17 protein-coding genes are annotated in these 17,275 nt (G+C 70.5%); 8 read left to right on the top strand and 9 right to left on the bottom strand.

The features are described from left to right. Window positions 1–36 precede the first annotated feature (36 nt). The 6 genes from DEJ49_RS37015 to DEJ49_RS27335 all read right to left on the bottom strand — a co-directional run bounded on the left by DEJ49_RS37015 (window position 37) and on the right by DEJ49_RS27335 (window position 5,667). Window positions 37–327, bottom strand: coding sequence for a putative leader peptide (locus tag DEJ49_RS37015; protein WP_411757201.1), 291 nt, complete (start codon window positions 325–327; stop codon window positions 37–39). Further along, the gene (locus DEJ49_RS27315) at window positions 233–1,909 is read right to left on the bottom strand and encodes an FAD-dependent monooxygenase (protein WP_150186557.1); all 1,677 of its coding nucleotides are present in this window, start codon (window positions 1,907–1,909) and stop codon (window positions 233–235) included. Before DEJ49_RS27315 ends, DEJ49_RS37015 begins: the two co-directional genes overlap by 95 nt. 278 nt (window positions 1,910–2,187) lie before the next feature. Continuing rightward, window positions 2,188–3,156: an amino acid ABC transporter permease gene (locus DEJ49_RS27320; protein ID WP_150186558.1), complete on the bottom strand. Its 969-nt coding sequence runs from the start codon at window positions 3,154–3,156 to the stop codon at window positions 2,188–2,190. Continuing rightward, complete coding sequence (locus DEJ49_RS27325) at window positions 3,153–3,800, bottom strand: amino acid ABC transporter permease (protein WP_150186559.1); 648 nt, start codon at window positions 3,798–3,800, stop codon at window positions 3,153–3,155. The genes DEJ49_RS27320 and DEJ49_RS27325 overlap by 4 nt, the downstream gene beginning before the upstream one ends. A gap of 120 nt (window positions 3,801–3,920) precedes the next feature. After that, window positions 3,921–4,841, bottom strand: a complete 921-nt coding sequence (locus DEJ49_RS27330; RefSeq protein ID WP_150186560.1) for a glutamate ABC transporter substrate-binding protein — start codon at window positions 4,839–4,841, stop codon at window positions 3,921–3,923. 46 nt (window positions 4,842–4,887) lie between these two features. Next, window positions 4,888–5,667 (bottom strand): amino acid ABC transporter ATP-binding protein, encoded by a 780-nt coding sequence (locus tag DEJ49_RS27335; RefSeq protein WP_150172958.1) that lies wholly within the window; start codon window positions 5,665–5,667, stop codon window positions 4,888–4,890. A gap of 315 nt (window positions 5,668–5,982) precedes the next feature. Between DEJ49_RS27335 and DEJ49_RS27340 the strand changes: the two genes are divergently transcribed. Together DEJ49_RS27340 and DEJ49_RS27345 are read left to right on the top strand one after the other, a co-directional pair. After that, window positions 5,983–6,672, top strand: coding sequence for a response regulator transcription factor (locus tag DEJ49_RS27340; RefSeq protein WP_150186561.1), 690 nt, complete (start codon window positions 5,983–5,985; stop codon window positions 6,670–6,672). A gap of 16 nt (window positions 6,673–6,688) precedes the next feature. Next, the gene (locus tag DEJ49_RS27345) at window positions 6,689–8,104 is read left to right on the top strand and encodes a sensor histidine kinase (RefSeq protein ID WP_150186562.1); all 1,416 of its coding nucleotides are present in this window, start codon (window positions 6,689–6,691) and stop codon (window positions 8,102–8,104) included. Between the two features lie 29 nt (window positions 8,105–8,133). Here the strand turns inward: DEJ49_RS27345 and DEJ49_RS27350 are convergent, their stop codons facing one another. Next, entirely contained in the window at window positions 8,134–9,129 is a 996-nt protein-coding gene (locus tag DEJ49_RS27350; RefSeq protein WP_150186563.1) for a TAXI family TRAP transporter solute-binding subunit, read from the bottom strand. A gap of 139 nt (window positions 9,130–9,268) precedes the next feature. On the opposite strand from DEJ49_RS27350, the gene miaB reads away from it, so the two are divergent. Both miaB and DEJ49_RS27360 read left to right on the top strand, forming a co-directional pair. Next, window positions 9,269–10,759, top strand: a complete 1,491-nt coding sequence (gene miaB / locus DEJ49_RS27355; protein ID WP_150186564.1) for a tRNA (N6-isopentenyl adenosine(37)-C2)-methylthiotransferase MiaB — start codon at window positions 9,269–9,271, stop codon at window positions 10,757–10,759. Window positions 10,760–10,798: 39 nt separating this feature from the next. Continuing rightward, entirely contained in the window at window positions 10,799–11,545 is a 747-nt protein-coding gene (locus DEJ49_RS27360; protein WP_150186565.1) for a class III extradiol dioxygenase subunit B-like domain-containing protein, read from the top strand. Between the two features lie 85 nt (window positions 11,546–11,630). Here DEJ49_RS27360 and DEJ49_RS27365 read toward each other — a convergent pair whose 3' ends face one another. After that, window positions 11,631–11,915, bottom strand: coding sequence for an antitoxin (locus DEJ49_RS27365; protein WP_150186566.1), 285 nt, complete (start codon window positions 11,913–11,915; stop codon window positions 11,631–11,633). 25 nt (window positions 11,916–11,940) lie between these two features. Further along, complete coding sequence (locus DEJ49_RS27370; protein ID WP_150186567.1) at window positions 11,941–12,240, bottom strand: hypothetical protein; 300 nt, start codon at window positions 12,238–12,240, stop codon at window positions 11,941–11,943. Between the two features lie 182 nt (window positions 12,241–12,422). On the opposite strand from DEJ49_RS27370, the gene miaA reads away from it, so the two are divergent. From miaA to DEJ49_RS27390, 4 genes are all read left to right on the top strand, one after another. After that, window positions 12,423–13,361 (top strand): tRNA (adenosine(37)-N6)-dimethylallyltransferase MiaA, encoded by a 939-nt coding sequence (gene miaA / locus DEJ49_RS27375; protein WP_150186568.1) that lies wholly within the window; start codon window positions 12,423–12,425, stop codon window positions 13,359–13,361. 107 nt (window positions 13,362–13,468) lie between these two features. Next, entirely contained in the window at window positions 13,469–13,945 is a 477-nt protein-coding gene (locus tag DEJ49_RS27380; RefSeq protein WP_150188500.1) for a hypothetical protein, read from the top strand. Between the two features lie 47 nt (window positions 13,946–13,992). After that, a complete protein-coding gene (dapF, locus tag DEJ49_RS27385) occupies window positions 13,993–14,871 on the top strand; it encodes a diaminopimelate epimerase (protein WP_150186569.1) in 879 nt (292 codons plus the stop codon). A 142-nt stretch (window positions 14,872–15,013) separates the two neighbouring features. Beyond that, complete coding sequence (locus DEJ49_RS27390) at window positions 15,014–17,167, top strand: RelA/SpoT family protein (RefSeq protein ID WP_150186570.1); 2,154 nt, start codon at window positions 15,014–15,016, stop codon at window positions 17,165–17,167. Window positions 17,168–17,275 lie beyond the last annotated feature (108 nt).

Consider the following 17,275-nt stretch of genomic DNA (forward strand, 5'->3'; position numbering starts at 1 on the left):
TGAACGGTGCTCGGTGCGCGAGGGGAAAATGCGAATTCAGCAGGACGGGTGACACACGCAGCCTGCGTAGCGGACGAGGTCCATATGGACCCTCCGCCACAGGCGCACATCGGTGTCGGTCACGATCCGGAGTAGACCACGGGGGTGCAGGCCGGTCAACCCCGGCTCAGCATGCGAACGGGGACCGTCCACGGAGACCGTGCAGAGCGCAGCCGAGGTGGTGTCCTTGCCCTCACCCCGAACGCCGTGCCGCCCCCGCAGCCCCCGCCGAGCTCTCCTCCTCGCCCTCGCCCGCGCTCGTGCCCGCGCGGCCGTTCTGCTCCCCACCGTCCGCCCGCCCGGTTGGGGCGGGCCCGCCCAGTGCCGCCTCGGCCGCCGCGTACAGCTCGGCGGGGCGTACCCCGGACAGCGCGGTGACCAGGTGGCCGTCGGGGCGTACGAGCAGGACCGAGTGGGCCGCCGCGCCGGGGTAGCTCTCCGCGACGAGCAGCTCGGCGGCGTGCGGCAAGGCCGTGACCGCGGCGGCGAGCCGCGGCATGATCCCGGCGGTCACCCAGTGCCGCCGCTCCCACACCACGGTGCCCGGCGCGACGAGGACGACGATCAGATGCCCGAGCCCCAGGCGGTCGCGCAGTTGGACGAAGGACCCGTCCGGCGCCGTCACCCGCACATCCGCGACGGGCGCGCCCGGCTCCGTCCCGACCGCTGTGACGGACTCGGAGGGAACGGGTGCCAGCGGCGAATCGGCGTACGACGAGGGGGCGCCCAGGGGCCCGCGCCCGACGTGACCGTCCGTGAGGAGCGTGTCGTGCCCGCGGGCCGTCCCGGGGACGTACGAGCGCAGGTTCTTGCTGCCGCGCAGCGCGGGCAGCGACTGGTCGGCGGCGCGCAGCCGTGCGGCCACACCGGCCCGCCGCTCGACCTGATAGCTGTCCAGCAGCGCTTCGCGCGCGCCGTGGTGCCAGGCGAGCCCCAGCTTCCACGCGAGGTTGTCGGCGTCCCGCAGCCCTTCGTCCAGCCCCTGGGTGCCGAGCGCGCCGAGCAGGTGCGCGGCGTCCCCGGCGAGGAAGGCACGGCCGACCCGCCACCGTCGGGCGAGTCGGTGGTGGACGGTGTGCACGCCCGTGTCCAGCAGTTCGTACGGCGGTGTGGAGCCACCGCACCAGCCCGCGAGGGTCTCCCGGATGCGGACGACGAGGGCGTCGGGCGTCACCAGGTCGCCGCGCGGCGGAAGCAGCCAGTCGAGCCGCCACACTCCGCCGGCCAGCGGCCGCCCCACCACCTCGGCGCCTCCGTGGCGCCACGGAGGCATCCGATGCAACAACGCCTGGCCGGGCCAGGGAAGTTCCGTGCGCAGCGCGGCCACGGCGTGTCGCTCGACGGCCGTACGTCCCGGGAAGCGGACGTCGAGGAGTTTGCGCACGGTGGAGCGCGATCCGTCGCAGCCCACGAGGTAACTGCCGCGCCACCACGTGCCCTTGGGGCCGCGGGTGTGGGCGGTCACGCCGCCGGCGTCCTGCTCCAGGGAGTCGAGCTTGCTGTCCACCGCGACCTTGACCAGCCGCTCGTCGGCGATGGCCTCGCGCAGTGCGGCGGTCAGCTCGTGCTGCGCCAGGTGCAGCGGGGCCGGGGTCGCCTCATCGAAGTCGAGTTCCCGCATCAGTTGCTTGCGCCGCACCGAGCGCCAGCCCGTCCAGCGCGCGCCCGTCTCCGTGTCGCCGAACGAGTGACCCGCGAGCCGTTCGGCGAACGCCGCGGTGTCGTCGCGGAGGACGACCGTCCGCGCGGGTCGCTGTTCGTCCTTGCCGGGTCCCTCGTCGAGGACGACGGTCGGCACCGAGTGGCGGGACAGTGCGAGGGCGAGCGCGAGTCCGACGGGACCCGCACCGACGACGATCACCGGGTCCACGGCGCACACCCTCCGGCCCGGCGGGCTCCGAGGGTCCGGGCTGCCCGGATGCTCTGGACGTACGTACAGGAACTGGCAGTTGGAGCCCGGTGCACGATCACAGAACGTATGCAACCTATTGCCGCTGCTTGCGTCAAGCGACGGCGGCCCCGACGCGACCTTCGGCGCCACCTCCCTGTCCGATCGTCACATCACAGGCCGAGGACCGGCCCGGAAACGGTAAGGGGCGACGCCCCATGGACGCCGCCCCTTACCTCGGCTCGTTCGCCGCAGCTCACTCAGCCCGATTTCCCGGGCGGCTCGTCGGCCTTGGCGGCCGCCTGCTCGGCCTCGGCCGTCGGACCCTTGGGGTCGGACGGGTCGAGCGCCCCCGGAGCCTCGGCGGGCTCGGCGGCAGCGGCGACGGCGATGCCCGTCTTGGCGCGGCGCCCGCGCTTCTCGACCCAGGTGGCCAGGCCGGAGAGCGCCATGCACATCGCCACGTAGATCGTGCCGACGACCATGATCACCGGAACGTAGATGTACTGCCCGTTGACGAGAGTCGTGTTGGCCAGCTGCCGGGCCGCATACAGGAGCTCCGCGTACGTGATGATGTAGCCGAGCGACGTGTCCTTCAGCGTGACCACCAGCTGGCTGATGATCGTCGGCAGCATGGACCTGACCGCCTGCGGCAGCAGCAGCATCGTCATCACCTGGGACTTGCGCAGTCCCAGTGCGTACGCCGCCTCCACCTGACCGCGCGGCACGGCGTTGAAACCGGCTCGCAGCACCTCTGCCTGCACGGCGCCGTTGTAGACGGCCAGACCGATGACCAGGGCCCAGAAGCCGTTGTTCTCGCCGACGAAGCCCAGGTCACTCTTGTAGGTGAGGAAGAGCACCCAGAGGGCGTAGATCGTGATCAGCAGCGGGATGGCACGGAACAGCTCGATGAAACCCGTGGCCAGCCAGCGGATCGCGCGGTGATCCGACGCGCGGGCGACCGCGAGCAGCGCACCCAGCACCAGGGACAGCGCACCGGCGAGCGCGAACACCTTCAGCGTGGTGAAGATGCCGTCACGGATGGCGATCCGCACGTTGGCGTAGTTGAAGGTGTTCCAGACCTCGGACGCGAAGTGCCCTCGGTCGGCGAGCCGCATGATCACGAAGGTGATGAGACCGATGATCGCGACCGTGCCGATGACCGAGTAGATGCGGTTGCGCATCCGGGCCTTGGGGCCCGGGGCGTCGTACAGGACGCTGGAGCTCATCGTGCGACCTCCAGGCTCCGCTCGAGCAGCCGGAACAGGCCGCTGATGGTGAATGTGATCACGAGGTAGCCGAGCGCCACCCAGAGGAAGAGCCAGGCGATGGCGAAGCCCTGGTCGCTGAGGACCTTCTGCCAGCCGAACAGTTCCGTGACGCTGAAGGCGCCCGCGATGGCGGAGTTCTTGGTCAGGGCGATGAAGATGCTGCTCAGCGGCGGCAGGACGGTGCGCACGGCCTGGGGCAGCACGATCGTTCCGAGCGTCTGGAAGAACGTCATGCCGAGGGAGCGGGCGGCCTCGGCCTGCCCGAGCGGCACGGTGTTGATACCGGACCGTACGGCCTCGCAGACGAACGACGAGGTGTAGACGCTGAGCACGATCAGCGCCTTGGTCCACGGGTCGAAGCCGAAGTCGAAGACCTGCGGCACGGCGAACCAGATGGTCAGGAAGAGCAGCGTCAGCGGCGTGTTCCGGAACAGGGTGACCCAGGCGGCGCCGAAGAACCGCAGCGGCGGTACCGGCGAGACCCGGAAGCCGGCGAGCACGACGCCAAGGATCAGCGCGAGCACGCTGCTGGCCACGGTCAGCCAGACCGTGCCTATGAATCCCTCGCGGAATTCCGCGAAGTGGTCGAGCAGTACGTTCACGGGGATGTCCTCGTGGGCGGCAGTGGTCGGGCAGGGTGAGCCGGTCCCCGTACGCACCGTGATGCGTACGGGGACCCGGTCAACTCACTGCCGGGGAGTGGGACGAGCGGTTAGGCGCGGTCAGTAGCGCTCGAGAGCCGGCGGCTCGGTGTACTTGGACTTCGACAGGCCGAGCGTCGCGTCGTACGCCTTCTTGTAGTCGCCGTTCTTCTGGTGCGCCTCGATGGCGTCCGCCACGGCGTCGCGCAGGGCCTTGTCGTCCTTGCTCATGCCGACGCCGTACGGCTCCTTGGTGAAGGGCTTCTCGACGACCTTCAGCGCCTTCGGCTGCTGCGCCGCGTACCCCTTGAGGATGGCGTCGTCGGTGGTGACGGCGTCGACTTCCTTGTTGATGAGCTGCTGCACGCACTCGGAGTACTTGGCCAGCTCGACGGTCTTCGCGCCGTACTTCGACTTCTTGATCTCCTGGAGCGGAGTGGAGCCGACGATCGAGCAGACCTTCTTGCCCTTCACGGTGTCCGGACCGGTGATGTCCTTCTCATCCGCGCGGACGAGAAGGTCGGCGCCCGCCATGAAGTACGGACCGGCGAAGCCGACCTGCTTCTTGCGCTCGTCGTTGATCGTGTACGTGCCTACGTAGAGGTCGACGTCGCCCTTGGAGATGGTGGTCTCGCGGACGCCGGAGTCGATCGTCTTGAACTCGATCTGGTCGGGCTTGAAGCCGAGGTCGGCGGCGACCATCTTGGCGATCTCGATGTCGAAGCCGGAACGCTTGCCCGCGCTGTCCTTGAAGCCCAGGTACGGCTGGTCGTCCTTGGCGCCGATCACGATCTTGCCGGCCTTCTGGGCCTTCTTCAGGACCGAGGAGTCGACCTTGACGTCGGACTTCACGGCGTACGTGGGCAGCTTGGGCGCGTTCTTGCCGCCGGTCGGGTCCTTCGGCTTGTCGCCGGCCGTACCCTCCTCGCCGCCGCATGCCGTGGCGGTCAGGGCGAGAGCGGCGACGACGGCCGCCGCGGCAGCGGACTTGCGGAGCTTCATGGTGAACATCCTCTGTTTCGACTGGTGTGGAGACGGCGTGGGAGCCTCAGTGCTTAAGGATCTTCGACAGGAAGTCCTTGGCCCGGTCGCTGCGCGGGTTGTTGAAGAACTGGTCCGGCACTGCCTCTTCGACGATCCGGCCGTCCGCCATGAAGACGACGCGGTTGGCCGCGGAGCGTGCGAAGCCCATCTCGTGGGTGACGACGACCATCGTCATCCCGTCCCTGGCGAGCTGCTGCATGACCTCGAGGACCTCGTTGATCATCTCCGGGTCGAGCGCCGACGTGGGCTCGTCGAAGAGCATCACCTTGGGGTCCATCGCCAACGCGCGTGCGATGGCGACGCGTTGCTGCTGGCCGCCGGAGAGCTGCGCGGGGTACTTGTCGGCCTGGGAGGCGACGCCGACGCGGTCGAGCAGACCGCGTGCCTTCGCCTCCGCCTCCGCCTTGCCGATCTTGCGCACCTTGGTCTGGCCCAGCGTCACGTTCTCGAGCACGGTCTTGTGCGCGAAAAGGTTGAAGGACTGGAAGACCATGCCCACGTCCGCACGGAGCCTCGCGAGCTCCTTGCCCTCCTGGGGCAGCGGCTTGCCGTCGATCGAGATGCTTCCCGAATCGATCGTCTCAAGGCGGTTGACGGCACGGCACAGGGTCGACTTGCCGGACCCGGAGGGGCCGATCACGACGACGACCTCACCGCGGGCGATGGTCAGGTCGATGTCCTGGAGCACGTGCAGAGCGCCGAAGTGCTTGTTGACGTTCTTCAGCACGACCAGGTCGTCCGCCCCGGGCGGTATCGCGTCCTTGGTCACCGATACTTCGGTCACGGCTTGTTGCTCCATCCTCCTCGGTTGGGAGGACAGTAATAACCCAGTGCGACCAGCGTCATTACATCTGAGGGGAAATTGAGCATAACGATCCGGCCGCAACCGGACACACCGTGTGAAGAGGGTCCACGGAGTGCGTACCGGGTGGGTAACGGAACGTGCTCGTGACCTGAACCCTCTTGACGTGGTCCTTATGCATCGGCGTGGATGCCTTGATGGCGCGTGCCCGGACGGCCCGTGCCGCGGTGCCTCGCACCGCCGCCGACCATGATGACCAGCCGCGACGGAACGACCGATGAACCGGAGGGGGCCCCTATGAGACTGCTTCTCGTCGAGGACGACGACCATGTGGCGGCCGCCCTCTCCGCGGTCCTGGCCCGGCACGGCTTCGACGTCAAGCACGCCCGCAACGGCGAGGAGGCCCTGCAGGCCCTGCTGCCCGCGGAAACGCCCCCCTTCGGAGTGGTGCTTCTCGACCTGGGCCTGCCCGACCAGGACGGCTACGAGGTGTGCGGCAAGATCCGTAAGCGTGGCTCGACACCCGTGATCATGGTGACGGCCCGCTCGGACGTACGCTCCCGGATCCACGGCCTCAACCTCGGAGCCGATGACTACGTAGTGAAGCCGTACGACACCGGGGAACTCATCGCCCGCATCCACGCCGTCATCCGCCGGCCCACCCCTGGGGGCGCACCGGCATCCGAGGACAGCGATCTGCGACTCGGGCCCGTGCACATCGAGCTGCCCACCCGGCAGGTCACCGTTGACGGTTCAGTTGTCCAACTGACCCGCAAGGAATTCGACTTGCTGGCACTCCTCGCGCAGCGCCCCGGAGTGGTCTTCCGCCGGGAGCAGATCATCAGCGAGGTGTGGCGCACCAGTTGGGAGGGGACCGGGCGCACGCTGGAGGTGCACGTGGCCTCCCTGCGCTCCAAACTGCACATGCCCGCCCTGATCGAGACCGTGCGCGGCGTCGGCTACCGCCTCGTCGCCCCGGCCGCGTGACCGGGAGCAAGGACAGGTGCGTTCCCGCCTCCTCCCGCTGCTGATCGTCCTCATGGCGGGTGTACTGCTCGCGCTCGGCTTCCCGCTCGCCGTCAGCGTCGCCGCGGCCCAGCAGCAGAAGGTGGTCGTCGACCGGATCGACGACACCGCACGCTTCGCCTCGCTCGCGCAATTCGTCACCAAACGCCCCAGAGGTCCATCGGGACTGGGCGGCACGGACGAACGCCGCGAGACGCTGCAGAACGAACTGGACGACTACTTCGACGTCTACGGCATCCGCGCGGGCGTCTTCTACCGCGACGACGGCGCCATGGCCCAGTCCCCGAACGGCTGGTTCCTGCCCCGCCACGGAGCCCTGCGCAGCGCCTTCGAGGAGGCGCTGCGCTCGCGCGGCAGCCATGACCCGGAGCAGGTCTGGCCGTGGCAGCGGGGGCGGCTGGCCGTCGCGTCGCCGGTGATCAAGGACGGTGACGTCATCGCGGTCGTCGTCACGGACTCGCCGACCGGACGCATGCGCTCCGAGACACTGCACGGCTGGCTGCTCATCGCCGCGGGCGAGTCGGCTGCCATGCTGCTGGCCGTCGGCGCGGCCCTACGGCTCACCGGCTGGGTGCTGCGGCCGGTGCGGATCCTGGACGCGACCACGCACGACATAGCGACAGGGCGTCTCAAGTCCCGGGTCGCCGCGGCGGGCGGCCCACCGGAACTGCAGCGCCTCGCCCGTTCGTTCAACGAGATGGCCGACAACGTCCAGGACGTCCTGGAACAGCAGCGCGCCTTCGTCGCCGATGCCTCCCACCAACTGCGCAACCCCCTGTCAGCACTGCTGCTCCGCATCGAACTGCTCGCCCTCGAACTGCCCGAGGGCAACGAGGAGGTCGCCTCGGTCCGTACCGAGGGCAAACGCCTGGCCCAGGTCCTCGACGATCTGCTCGACCTCGCGCTCGCCGAGCACGCCGAGGCCGACCTGAGCGTCGTCGACATCGGGGAGCTCACCGCCGAACGCGTCGCCGCCTGGCGGCCGCTCGCCGACGAGCGCGGCGTGCGGCTGACGGGCGACTGCCCGGCCACCACCGGCTGGGCCGATCCGATCGCCCTCTCCAGCGCGCTGGACGCGGTGATCGACAACGCCCTGAAGTTCACGCCCGAGGGCGGGGACGTGCGGGTGGCGGTCGCGTCGAGCAACGGGACGACGACCGTCGTGGTCACGGACGGCGGGCCCGGCCTGACCGAGGACGAGCTCGCGCGTATCGGCGACCGCTTCTGGCGCAGCAACCGCCACCAGAACGTGCGGGGTTCGGGTCTTGGCCTGTCCATCTCCCGGACGCTGCTCGCGGCCGGCGGCGGCTCCATCGCGTACGCGCGCCACGAACCGCACGGCCTGCGGGTGACGGTCCGCGTCCCGCGCAGCGAGCCCCTGGGAACGGCCTGAGGGGCCCGCTCAGCGCCGCGGGCGCCGGGTCAGGGCTTCACCGAGCGGTAGTAGCGGCGCGCCCCTGTGTGCAGCGGGAGCGGGTCCGTGAACAGCGCCGTGCGCAGATCCACCACCTGTGCCGCGTGCACCTGATCGCCGATGTGGTCGCGGCTGTCGATGACCGTGCGGGTCAGCTGCTCGGTGAGCGCGGGATCGGTGCGGTCCGTGGTCACCAGGAGGTTCGCCACGGCCAGCGTCGGCACGGCGGAACCGTGCTGGGCCTCGGGGTACGCGTCCGCCGGCATCGTCGCGGCCCGGTAGTAACGCGAGCCGCCGCCCTGCTTGTGCAGCGCCTCCACGAGGTAACCCAGCTTCACGAGCTTGATGTCCATCTTCTTGGAGAGGGCACGCACGGAGTTGGTCGGGAGCCCGCCGGACCAGAAGAACGCGTCGATGGAGCCGCTCTTCAGGAGGCCGGGCATGGTGTCTATCCCGGCGGCCACCGGCTCGATGTCGGATTCCGGTTCGAGCCCCGCGGCGCTCAGCACCCGGTCGGCTATGAGCCGCACCCCGGAGTGGTCCTGGCCCACCGCCACGCGCTTGTCGCGCAGATCGGCGACGTTCTTGATCTTCGAGGACCGGGGCACGACGAGCTGTACGTAGTCGTCGTAGAGGCGCGTACAGCCCCGCAGCCGGTACCAGCCCGGTTCGGCGTCCAGCCGGTACGTCTCCACCGCGTCGGCGGCCGCGATGGTGAAGTCGGACTTCCCGGTGGCCACGCGCGCGACGTTCTGCTGCGACCCCTCGCTGTTGAGGAGCTCGACGTCGACGTCCGGCATGTCCTTGGAGATCGCCGTCTCCAGGAGCTTGCCGTACCGCTCGTACACGCCTTCCCGCACGCCCGTGCTGAACGTGATCCGCCCGCTGGGGGAGTCCGCGTCCATGGGCAGCAGCCACCACATCAGCAGACCGAACACCACGAGGGCCGCGGCGGAACCCTGCAAGGCGCGGCGCCTGCTGATCCCGGGGAGTGCCTTGAGCATGCGCGCGATCCTGCCAGCCCACTCACCGTGATGACCAGGGGAGAGGTCACACCGGGCCGCCGCGGAGCCCGCCCGCCGGGTGCCGCCGTCGCAATCCGCGGGCACGCGCGCGTGGCGACCCCGTACCCTGGGGGGCGAGATGAGCGCGAAGACTTACGAGGTGCGCACCTACGGGTGCCAGATGAACGTCCATGACTCCGAGCGGCTTTCCGGCCTCCTTGAGGACGCCGGCTACGAACGTGCGCCCGAAGGAGCCGACGGCGACGCCGACGTCGTCGTCTTCAACACGTGCGCCGTGCGCGAGAACGCCGACAACCGTCTGTACGGCAATCTCGGCCGCCTGGCGCCGATGAAGACCAAGCGTCCCGGGATGCAGATCGCGGTCGGCGGCTGTCTGGCCCAGAAGGACCGCGACACCATCGTGAAGCGGGCGCCCTGGGTGGACGTCGTCTTCGGCACGCACAACATCGGCAAGCTGCCGGTCCTCCTGGAGCGTGCCCGCGTCCAGGAAGAGGCGCAGGTCGAGATCGCCGAGTCGCTCGAAGCCTTCCCGTCGACGCTGCCGACCCGCCGCGAGAGCGCGTACGCGGCCTGGGTCTCCATCTCCGTCGGCTGCAACAACACCTGCACGTTCTGCATCGTGCCCGCGCTGCGCGGCAAGGAGAAGGACCGCAGGACCGGCGACATCCTCGCGGAGATCGAGGCGCTCGTCGGCGAGGGCGTCTCGGAGATCACCCTCCTCGGGCAGAACGTGAACGCGTACGGCTCGGACATCGGTGACCGCGAGGCCTTCAGCAAGCTCCTGCGGGCCTGCGGGAAGATCGAGGGCCTGGAACGCGTGCGCTTCACGTCCCCGCACCCGCGCGACTTCACCGACGACGTGATCGCCGCCATGGCCGAGACGCCGAACGTGATGCCGCAGCTCCACATGCCGCTGCAGTCCGGCTCGGACCCGATCCTCAAGGCGATGCGCCGCTCCTACCGGCAGGATCGTTTCCTGGGCATCATCGAGAAGGTCCGCGCGGCCATGCCGGACGCGGCCATCTCGACCGACATCATCGTGGGCTTCCCCGGCGAGACCGAGGAGGACTTCGAGCAGACGATGCACGTGGTCCGCGAGGCCCGCTTCGCGAACGCCTTCACCTTCCAGTACTCCAAGCGCCCCGGGACCCCGGCGGCCACCATGGAGGGCCAGATCCCCAAGGAGGTCGTCCAGTCGCGCTACGAGCGTCTGGTGGCCGTCCAGGAGGAGATCTCCTGGGAGGAGAACAAGAAGCAGGTCGGCCGCACCCTGGACCTCATGGTCGCCGAGGGCGAGGGCCGCAAGGACGGCGCCACCCACCGCCTCTCCGGCCGTGCGCCCGACAACCGCCTGGTCCACTTCACCAAGCCGGACACCGAGGTGCGCCCCGGCGACGTCGTGACCGTCGAGATCACCTACGCCGCGCCGCACCACCTGCTCGCCGAGGGCGCCGTCCTGAACGTGCGTCCCACGCGCGCGGGCGACGCCTGGGAGAAGCGGAACACCGAGGCGGCCGCCAAGCCCGCGGGCGTGATGCTGGGCCTGCCGAAGATCGGCGCTCCGGCACCGCTGCCGGTGGCGACGGGCAGCGGCTGCGGCTGCGACTGACGGAGTCAGGCCCCACCCGGGGGCGTTACGCTGCGGATCATGCTTGTCGCCGCCGCCGTCTGCCCCTGCCCGCCGCTGCTCGTTCCCGAGGTCGCCGCGGGTGCCGCTCCTGAACTCGACGCCGCGCGTGCGGCGTGTTCGGACGCCATCGGGGTGCTCGCCGCCGCACGGCCCGATCTCCTCGTCGTGATCGGGCCCGCCGAGCAGAGCGGGCGCGGACCGCATCCGCAGGGTGCGCGCGCCTCGTTCCGCGGCTTCGGGGTGGACGTGGACGTCCGTCTCGGACCGGTACCACCCGAAGCGGAAGCGGAAGCGGAATCGGCGCCCGGAGCCGAGGGGCGGAGTGGGCTTCCGTCGTCGCTCGCTGTCGCGGGCTGGCTGCTGGAGCGCGCACAGTGGTCGGCGGCGCCGGTCGAGGGTCTCGGTGTGGGGGAACCCCTTGAGGCGGAGCGGTGCATCCACGTCGGAGCGGGCATCGGGGCCCGGGCCGACCGGGTGGCACTGCTGGTGATGGGCGACGCCAGCGCGTGCCGCACGCTGAAGGCGCCTGGATACCTCGACGAGCGGGCGGCCGGCTTCGACGCCGAGGTCGGGCGTGCCCTTGGGGAGGCCGACATCGAGGCGCTGAAGGCGCTGGACGCGGGCCTCGCGTACGAACTCAAGGCGGCGGGCCGCGCACCCTGGCAGGTGCTCGCCGGAGCGGCGGAGGGCGCCGCGCTGCGCGGCGAGCTGCTCTATGAAGACGCGCCCTACGGCGTGGGGTACGTGGTGGCTGCCTGGTCGTAGCCCGGCTGCCGCGGCGGTGCGGCACGCACGGACACACGGTGGCGGCCGCGAAGCGAGGTGCTTCGCGGCCGTCCTCCGCTGCGGTTCAGGAAGCAGGCGGGGGCGACGGAGGCGTCTGGGGAGTCGTAGGGCCGGCGCTGCTGCCCGCGTCCTTGTCCCCGTCCGCCCCGGCGATGCGGTCGAGGGCGTCCTTCGCCTTCCCCGTGCCCGCCTGGATCTTGTCGCTGTACTTGCCCTTGGTCTTCTCGTCGACCACCTTCGCAGCCTTGTCGAGGCCCTGGTCGATCTTGCCCCCGTGCTGTTGCGCCAGGTCCGAGACCTTGCCCTTCGCAGGGGCGAGCTTGGCTTTCAGTTGGTCCAGGAAGCCCATGGGTCCACCTTCCCTCGCTGGGGAGCTACTTGCGGGCGCCCTCGCCGGCTCCGTTGTCGGCGGCCTCCTCGGCGGACTGCTGCTTCGGAATGTCCACACCCTCCGCGTCAGCCGCTTCGGCGGCCTCCGCGGACTTGTCCTCGGCAGCGCTCTCGGTGTCGGTATCGGCACTGGCCTCGGCGGCGGGCTTCGCGTCGCTGTCGGCCTCCGAGGCGGCCTCTTCGGCTGTCTCGGGCTCGGCCGTCAGCGTGGCCGCTGTCGCCTCGGCCGTCGACGCCTCTTCGCTGTCCTTGGACTTCCGGCGGAAACGTGCAAAAACGCCCATATCTACTCCATACGTTACTCGTGTGGGCGAAATCCCGCCCCACCCGGTGCGTCCCATTGCGTCGCCCGGGTCATCGGTCCTCGAAACCGGCGGCCGGAACCTCGCAACAGGCAACGACCCCAGAGCCGTGCCGTCACGTAGCTCGTTCGGGGACGAGGCCCGATGTTTGCGAGACTGGGGCGGTGAGTAGCACAGCCCCCGCCCCGCGGGTCATCGCCGTCGTCGGTCCGACCGCGGCAGGAAAGTCCGATCTGGGCGTTTTCCTCGCCCAGCGCCTCGGCGGCGAAATCGTCAACGCCGACTCGATGCAGCTCTACCGAGGGATGGACATCGGCACCGCCAAGCTGACGCCCGAGGAGCGCGGCGGCGTGCCCCACCATCTCCTCGACATCTGGGACGTCACGGAGGCCGCCAGCGTCGCCGAGTACCAGAAGCTGGCCCGCGCCGAGATCGACCGACTCCTCGCGGAGGGACGCTGGCCGATCCTCGTCGGCGGCTCCGGCCTCTACGTACGGGGGGCAGTGGATCACCTGGACTTCCCCGGCACCGACCCCGACGTGCGGGCCCGCCTGGAGGAAGAGCTCACGCTGCGCGGCTCCGGAGCGCTGCATGCCCGCCTCGCGGCCGCCGACCCCGAGGCGGCCCGGGCCATCCTGCCCAGCAACGGCCGCCGGATCGTCCGCGCCCTGGAGGTCATCGAGATCACCGGCAAGCCCTTCACCGCCAACCTCCCCCGCCACGAATCCGTGTACGACACGATCCAGATCGGCGTCGACGTGGCACGCCCCGAGCTCGACGAACGCATCGCCACGCGCGTGGACCGCATGTGGGACCGCGGCCTGGTCGACGAGGTGCGCGCACTGGAGGCCCAAGGGCTGCGCGAGGGGCGTACGGCGGCACGGGCGCTCGGCTACCAGCAGGTGCTCGCGGCGCTCGCGGGAGAGTGCACCGAGGACGAGGCGCGCGCCGAGACCGTGCGCGCCACCAAGCGCTTCGCACGCCGCCAGGACTCCTGGTTCCGCCGTGATCCGCGGGTGCACTGGCTCAGCGGGGCACTGGCCGACCACGAGGAACTCCCGGAGCGCGCGCTGGCGTTGGTCGAACGACCGGTCACAGCCTGATCACGTGATGGCATCGGGACGCTCCGGCGGTCATCCCGGCACCTGACGCCGTGCCATCATCGACCTTCGATCGACCGGTGAAGTCCGAAGTGGGAGGGCGCGTGGCGATGGAGGCCGGCCCTCGTGACACCGCACATGACGGCGGAGAGCAGCTCAGTCCCGACGGTCCCGACGAGACGTCGGGAGGCGTGACGTCGAGCGGCGTGACGGACGACGGTCCCGACGCGGACGAGATGTCCACCGCGGCCGAGGTCGAGGTCGAGCTGCGTCCCCAGCCGCGGCTGCGCATCTGGCAGCTCGCACCCATCGTGATCCTGGCCGCGGTCGGCTCCCTGATGTTCGCCTTCCCGCTCGCCTTCGAGTTCGGCGACGGCGGCGCGGTGGTCGCCATGCTCGGTCTGCTGATCAGCTGCTGCGCCGCCGGCTGGGGCATGATGGCCGCCCGCCGCGTGGGCCACACCTGGCCGGGGCTGCCCGAGCGCGGCTCCGGGAGCCGCCCGGACTGGCGCGTCGTCTCCGGGTACGCCGTGCTGTTCCTGAGTGCGGTGGTCCTCGCCGTGTGGCGGGTGGCCAGGCTCCGCTGAGCACACCGCGTGGACCGGGTGTCGTACCCACCCCGTACGATCGAGGAATGAGCACGCGGATCGCCTTCCTCAAGGGGCACGGGACCGAGAACGACTTCGTGATCATCCCCGACCCCGACAACGCCATCGAGCTGTCCCCGTCGGCCGTGGCCGCTCTGTGCGACCGCCGCGCGGGCATCGGTGGCGACGGCCTCCTCCACGTCGTGCGCTCCGCGGCCCACCCCGACGCCCGCCATCTGGCGGACCGCGCCGAGTGGTTCATGGACTACCGCAACGGCGACGGATCCGTCGCGGAGATGTGCGGCAACGGAGTGCGTGTCTTCGCCCGCTACCTGCAGCGCGCCGGGCACGCCGTCGAAGGCGATCTGGCCGTGGCCACGCGCGGCGGCGTGAAGACCGTGCACATCGCCAAGGAGGAGTCCGGCGGCGACATCACCGTCGGCATGGGCAAGGCGGCCCTCCCCGAAGGGGACGTCACCGTCACGGTCGGCCACCGCCGGTGGCCCGCGCGGAACGTGAACATGGGCAACCCGCACGCGGTCGCCTTCGTCGACGACCTCTCCGAAGCGGGCAACCTCTACGAAGCACCCCCCTTCAGCCCCGCCTCCGCCTACCCGGACGGCGTGAACGTCGAGTTCGTCGTCCCCCGGGGCCCGCAGCACGTCGCCATGCGCGTGCACGAGCGCGGCGCGGGCGAGACCCGCTCCTGCGGCACCGGCGCCTGCGCCGTGGCCGTGGCGGCCGCCCGCAAGGACGGCCTGGACCCGGCCGCGACCGGGACCCCGGCCACGTACACCGTCGATCTGCCCGGAGGGCGCCTGGTGATCACCGAGCGGCCCGACGGCGAGATCGAGATGACGGGCGGGGCCGTGATCGTCGCCGAGGGCGAGATCGCGTCCGAATGGTTCGAAACGGCAAGCGCATGAACTGTCGCTCGAATGGGTGATCCGTTTCACGCTCGGCGAGAGGCGGTCAGCGCCACGTGATGGGCTCGGTAGCATCAAGCACCGGCCCGGACGGAGTACGCCGCCGTCCGCACACCGCCGGTCGAAGCAGCCGGAGGTGCTCATGAGTGCGGAGGCCACGAACCCTGCCACGCCCGGCCCCGTCGTGTCCGGGGTCCAGCGCAAGCGCGGCCGTGCGCGTCTCGACCTGCGCAGGCTCGGCAGGGCCGCCCTGCTCGGATCCGGCACCCGGGACCGGCTGCCCGACGCGATCGGCCATGTGGCGGAGGCCCACCGGAACCACTATCCGGACGCAGATCTGGAGCCGCTGCGCCGTGCGTACGTCCTCGCGGAGTCCTCGCACCGCGGCCAGACGCGCAAGAGCGGCGAGCCGTACATCACCCACCCGCTCGCCGTCACCCTGATCCTCGCCCAGCTCGGTGCGGAGATCACGACCCTGACCGCCTCCCTGCTCCACGACACCGTCGAGGACACCGACGTCACCCTCGACCAGGTGCGGGCCGAGTTCGGCGACGACGTCTGCTACCTGGTCGACGGCGTCACCAAGCTGGAAAAGGTCGACTACGGAGCGGCGGCCGAACCCGAGACCTTCCGCAAGATGCTCGTGGCCACCGGCAACGACGTGCGCGTCATGTCGATCAAGCTCGCCGACCGCCTGCACAACATGCGCACCCTCGGTGTCATGCGCCCCGAGAAACAGGCCCGCATCGCCAAGGTCACCCGGGACGTGCTCATCCCGCTCGCCGAACGCCTCGGCGTACAGGCGCTCAAGACCGAGCTGGAGGACCTCGTCTTCGCGATCCTCCACCCCGAGGACTGCGCCCAGGTCAAGGCCATGATCGCCGCCAACGCCGAGAGCGAGGGAGACCCGCTCGGGGACATCGCGGGCGAGGTCCGCAACGTACTGCGCGACGCCGGCATCACCGCCGAGGTGCTCATCAGGCCCCGGCACTCCGTCTCCGTCCACCGCGTGCACCGCAAACGCGGCGAACTGCGCGCGTCCGACTTCGGCCGCCTCCTCGTGCTCGTCAACGAGGACGCCGACTGCTACGGAGTCCTGGGCGAGCTGCACACCTGCTTCACGCCGGTCGTATCGGAGTTCAAGGACTTCATCGCCGTACCGAAGTTCAACCTCTACCAGTCGCTACACACGGCCGTGACCCGCTCCGACGGCGAGGTCGCCGAAGTCCTCATCCGCACGCACCAGATGCACCAGGTCGCCGAGGCAGGCGTCGTAGCCCTGCACAATCCCTTCGCTCCTCCTTCGGAGGAGCCGTCCGACCGCGCCGACGACGAGCGCGTGGACCCGACCAGGCCCGGCTGGCTCTCCCGGCTCCTCGACTGGCAGCAGGCCGCCCCCGACCCGGACACGTTCTGGTCGACGCTGCGCGAGGACCTCGCCCAGGACCGCGAGATCGCCGTCTTCCGGCCCGACGGCGGCACGCTCGGCCTGCCCGCGGGCGCCAGCTGCGTGGACGCCGCCTACGCCCAGTACGGCGAGGACGCCCACGCCTGCATCGGCGCGCGCGTGAACGGCCGTCTGGCGACGCTGAGCACGGTCCTGAGGGACGGCGACAGCGTCCAGCTGCTCATGAGCCAGGACCCCACGTCCGGGCCCTCACGCGACTGGCTGGACCACGCCCGCACGCCCGCCGCGCGGATCGCCATCCGGCGCTGGCTCACGACGCATCCCACGCCGGCACCCGCAGCCGTCGCGCCCACGTCGTCCACGCAGCGGCCGCCGCAGCAGACGTCCGCGGTCGTGCCCGGGCCGGAGGACTCCGCGGCCCTGCGGCCCGCCGCGGCCAACGCCGTCGTGGACCGCGAAGGCGCCAGCGTGCGCCTCGCCGGCTGTTGTACGCCGGTGCCTCCCGACGACGTCACCGCGTTCGCCGTCCGCGGCGGCGTCGTGACCGTCCACCGGGTCGGCTGTCCCGCGGTGGAGCGCATGAAAGAAGTGGGACGTCCGGAGATCGGCGTGCGCTGGGGAGACACGGCCGAGTGCCGCGTCACCCTGATCGCCGAATCGTTCGGCCGGGCGCATCTGCTCGCCGACCTCACCGAAGCGATCGCCCTCGAAGGAGTGGCGATCATCTCGGCGACCGTGGAGCCGCCGACACAGCAGCGCGTACGCCACACGTACACGCTCCAACTCCCCGACGCCGCACACCTTCCCGGGCTGATGCGCGCGATGCGCGAGGTCCCCGGGGTGTACGACGTGAGCCGCGCGCAGCATCCGGCGGCCGCCGCCCACTGAGCGTGCCCGGAGGGACGCTCGGCGTCTCGGCGCCTCAAGAGAGACTCGTTCGAGTGGCACGGCGCGCGCCGTCACCACGCGGAAGACGCGCGCTGATAGCGGTTGCTC

Origin of the sequence: Streptomyces venezuelae (assembly GCF_008642335.1) — a bacterium.
Classification (GTDB): domain Bacteria; phylum Actinomycetota; class Actinomycetes; order Streptomycetales; family Streptomycetaceae; genus Streptomyces; species Streptomyces venezuelae_F.

What these genes read in the sequence shown, in the direction of transcription:
- DEJ49_RS27320 (WP_150186558.1), bottom strand. Translation starts at nt 3,156, where the DNA reads ATGAGCTCCAGCGTCCTGTACGACGCCCCGGGCCCCAAGGCCCGGATG.
- DEJ49_RS27330 (WP_150186560.1), bottom strand. Translation starts at nt 4,841, where the DNA reads ATGAAGCTCCGCAAGTCCGCTGCCGCGGCGGCCGTCGTCGCCGCTCTC.
- DEJ49_RS27340 (WP_150186561.1), top strand. Translation starts at nt 5,983, where the DNA reads ATGAGACTGCTTCTCGTCGAGGACGACGACCATGTGGCGGCCGCCCTC.
- DEJ49_RS27350 (WP_150186563.1), bottom strand. Translation starts at nt 9,129, where the DNA reads ATGCTCAAGGCACTCCCCGGGATCAGCAGGCGCCGCGCCTTGCAGGGT.
- miaB (WP_150186564.1), top strand. Translation starts at nt 9,269, where the DNA reads ATGAGCGCGAAGACTTACGAGGTGCGCACCTACGGGTGCCAGATGAAC.
- DEJ49_RS27360 (WP_150186565.1), top strand. Translation starts at nt 10,799, where the DNA reads ATGCTTGTCGCCGCCGCCGTCTGCCCCTGCCCGCCGCTGCTCGTTCCC.
- DEJ49_RS27365 (WP_150186566.1), bottom strand. Translation starts at nt 11,915, where the DNA reads ATGGGCTTCCTGGACCAACTGAAAGCCAAGCTCGCCCCTGCGAAGGGC.
- DEJ49_RS27370 (WP_150186567.1), bottom strand. Translation starts at nt 12,240, where the DNA reads ATGGGCGTTTTTGCACGTTTCCGCCGGAAGTCCAAGGACAGCGAAGAG.
- DEJ49_RS27380 (WP_150188500.1), top strand. Translation starts at nt 13,469, where the DNA reads ATGGAGGCCGGCCCTCGTGACACCGCACATGACGGCGGAGAGCAGCTC.
- dapF (WP_150186569.1), top strand. Translation starts at nt 13,993, where the DNA reads ATGAGCACGCGGATCGCCTTCCTCAAGGGGCACGGGACCGAGAACGAC.
- DEJ49_RS27390 (WP_150186570.1), top strand. Translation starts at nt 15,014, where the DNA reads ATGAGTGCGGAGGCCACGAACCCTGCCACGCCCGGCCCCGTCGTGTCC.